Here is a 3,527-nt window from a genome sequence, read left to right on the forward strand (position 1 = left end):
AAGATTACCACAGGTATTAGCAACCAGATCAAAAACCAAGCCGTTAATAAAACCGAAGGTTTAATTAATAGCAAAGCCAATAAATTGTTAAACAAATTTGGCGCTGGCCGTAGTGAGGTGAGTATTGGTGGGATTAGCTCCAAAAAACTGAGTTATAACATTGACACTATTCAGCCACTCAGTGAGTTTAACTCAAAGATTAAAGCATTAACCTTTATTCAAGGTTCTTTGTTCAACGCTGAGAATGAAGGCAGTCGTCGTAATACCCTTAACCTCGGATTAGGACATCGTATGTTGGTAGAAGACGATCGTGCGATTGTCGGTATTAATATCTTTACTGATTATGAAGCCAACTCTAAGCACAAGCGTGCTTCCCTAGGCTTAGAATACCAAAGAAGTAACTTTAGCCTTACTGCTAATAAATACCACCCACTCTCAAATAAAGTCGTGATTGGGGATTACACTGAAGAAGCCCTAAGCGGTCATGACATTAAAGTAACTGGACAAATACCTTATATTCCTTGGGCAAAAATCAAAGGCACACATTACTACTGGGATCAAAGCACAGGAGGTAGCATCAATGGTAGTATCCTTGGTGTAGAAATCCAACTCTCACCCTCAAGTAGCATTGAGTTCGGTCAAGAAGATTCCAACACCATGGAGCATTCTGGCTACGCCAGGCTAAATTTAAGTTTCCCGTTCAATACGAACGAAAAGATGACAAACTTTGCGTTTGATAAAAAGGCGTTTAGAAATTCAACAAAAATGGACTTAACGCTACTAGAGATGGTTGAGCGCTCACAACAAATTAAAATAGAAAAACTACTTAACAAGCATGCTACTCAATCAGCAACATCGGCAACGGTAGCTGAGGCTGGCACAGCCACTTATACCATAGTGCTTAGCAGAAAGCCTACAAGTGATGTTGCCATTAGCTTGACCAGTAGTGATACCACAGCTGCCACAGTAACCCCTTTACTCACCTTTACCCGTGACAACTGGAGCAGTCCACAAATGGTTACGGTTACTGGTGTGAATGACGGTGATACGGATAACGAAACTGTTGTCATTAGCCATGCTATTTCTGGTGGTGGTTACGATGCTGTCAGTATGACTGACTTTACTGTCACAATGGTTGATGATGATGGTGTCACCCAATTAACAACATCAGCTACTGCTGCTATCACCCAATTAGCAATATCAGCTACTGTTGCTGGTGTTACTCAATCAGCAACAGCAATGATAATGAGTGAGGGTAGAACAGGTGCTTATACTATAGTGTTAAACAGCGAACCTGAAGGTGATGTTACTATTACATTGACCAGTAGTGATACTACTGCAGCCACAGTAACCAATTCACTCACCTTTACCACTAGCAACTGGAGCAGCCCACAAACGGTTACGGTTACTGCTGTGAATGACCCTGATATGGACAACGAAACTGTTACTATTAGACACGCTATTTCGGGCGATGGTTACGGCTCTGTCAATATGTCTGATATTGAAGTCCGCATAATTGACAGGACACCTAATCCAACATTAAAAAGCATTATTCAATCAACAACAGTAGTAAATATAGATGAGAATGCTACAGATACCTATACCGTAGTGCTTGATGCCGATCCGACAGGCGATGTTGTTATTGCAATGACTAGCTCTGATACTAATATAGCCACAGTAACCAATTCACTCACCTTTACCACTAGCAACTGGGCAGCCCACAAACGGTTACGGTTACTAGCGTGTTGGATATTAATGTTGATAAAGCTGTCTATGTTTCACACACCGTTACTGGTGGTGGTTATAACGCTGTTACCATGAGCGATATTTTGGTGCATGTATCTGATGTTCCTGGTGAGTTTGTTAATAAAACCTGTAAGTTTTGGCTTATTATATGTGTAACTTGGCAATGGGAGGTAATAAAACCACAAAGTATTATTCAATCAGCAACATCAGCAACGATAGCTGAGGCTGCCACAAGCACTTATACCGTAGTGCTTAGTAAAAAGCCTACAAGTGATGTTACCATTAGATTGACCAGTAGTGATACCACAGCTGCCACAGTAACCCCTTTACTCACCTTTACTCGTAGCAACTGGAGCAGCCCACAAATGGTTACGATTACTGGCGTGAATGACAATGATGCGGTTAGGGAAATTGTTACCATTAGCCATGCTATTTCTGGTGGTGGTTACGATACTCTCAGTACGGCTAACTTTATTGCCACAATGATCGATGATGATACTGCTGGTATCACTCAATCAGTAACATCAGCAACGATAGCCGAGTCTGCTACAGCCACTTATACCGTAGTGCTTGACAGTGAGCCTACAAGTGATGTTACCATTAGATTGACCAGTAGTGATACCACAGCTGCCACAGTAACCCCTTTACTCACCTTTACTCGTAGCAACTGGAGCAGCCCACAAATGGTTACGATTACTGGTGTGAATGACGGTGATACGGCTAACGAAACTGTTGTCATTAGCCATGCTATTTCTGGTGGTGGTTACGACGCTCTCAGTATGACTAACTTCACTGCCACGATGATTGATGATGATATTATTTTTAAGGGGTTGTCTTACACATTGATTACCTCACCTGATACAGGCAGAATTTGGCTTGATAGAAACCTAGGTGCAACCCGAGTGGCAACCTCAAGCACAGACAGTACTGCTTATGGACATTTATACCAATGGGGTAGAAATGATGACGGGCATGAATCTAGGACTTCAAACACAACGACAACACGGGCAACTACCATCACCCCAGCACATAATAATTTTATTGTCAATAATATAACATATAATTGGACAAGTGCAGACAGCAATGGTGCACTTAGAGCAGCAGCTTGGGCTGATGGTGGTAGTAACAATATTTGCCCTGTAGGCTTTGGCGTGCCAACTGAGGCAGAGTTAACCGCTGATACCATCAGTGCAACTACTACTACTATTACCAACAAAGATACCGCTTTCTCCAGCTTCCTGAAAATCCCAGTTGCTGGCTACCGAAATGCGAATAGCGTATTTACCTTTGTTAACGCTCATATATTCCTCTGGACTCGGTCTACTAGTGGATCTATCGGTCGTTATTTGACCATCAATAGTGGTGCGGGTTTCCACAACTCTTATCGTGCTTATGCCTTGAGTGTTCGTTGCATTAAGAGTTAATTTGATTAACTGTTTAAACACAGAGCGTTGTCACTGAATGACGCCAAGCTTGTTATCGGCAATGACATAGTCGCCATAGATAGTCAACCCTTAAAAACCACACAACAAATTGATTTATAACAATAAAACAAACAATAACCCTAGACAAATCAACCAACTTTTGTTAAAATACCTCTTATTTCTTGGTCGTTTTGCTTAAAAAAATGTTAACTAAATCTAGCCCAATATCCACCCAATCAAATCTTTTTCATTCAGAGCTCTTTTCTCAATTAGATGTCAAAGACCCTTTAATACAACTAGCCAACACTATTAATTGGACAGTCTTTGATGATGCCTTTGAGCAACATTACTCTCAAA

At 41.3% G+C, this 3,527-nt stretch carries 2 protein-coding genes; both read left to right on the top strand.

Going from position 1 to position 3,527, the window contains the following annotated elements; all coding sequences use genetic code 11:
• Positions 1–1,821 (top strand): inverse autotransporter beta domain-containing protein (locus tag BHECKSOX2_RS07245; protein WP_180323710.1); only part of this gene is annotated, 1,821 nt, incomplete at its 5' end.
• On the top strand, positions 1,743–3,170 hold the full coding sequence (locus tag BHECKSOX2_RS07250) for a fibrobacter succinogenes major paralogous domain-containing protein (RefSeq protein WP_139683058.1): 1,428 nt from the start codon (positions 1,743–1,745) through the stop codon (positions 3,168–3,170). The genes BHECKSOX2_RS07245 and BHECKSOX2_RS07250, both read left to right, overlap by 79 nt.
• The last annotated feature ends 357 nt before the right edge of the window (positions 3,171–3,527 follow it).

The sequence above is a fragment of the thiotrophic endosymbiont of Bathymodiolus puteoserpentis (Logatchev) genome, assembly GCF_900127505.1.
In the GTDB taxonomy this organism is placed as follows: domain Bacteria; phylum Pseudomonadota; class Gammaproteobacteria; order PS1; family Pseudothioglobaceae; genus Thiodubiliella.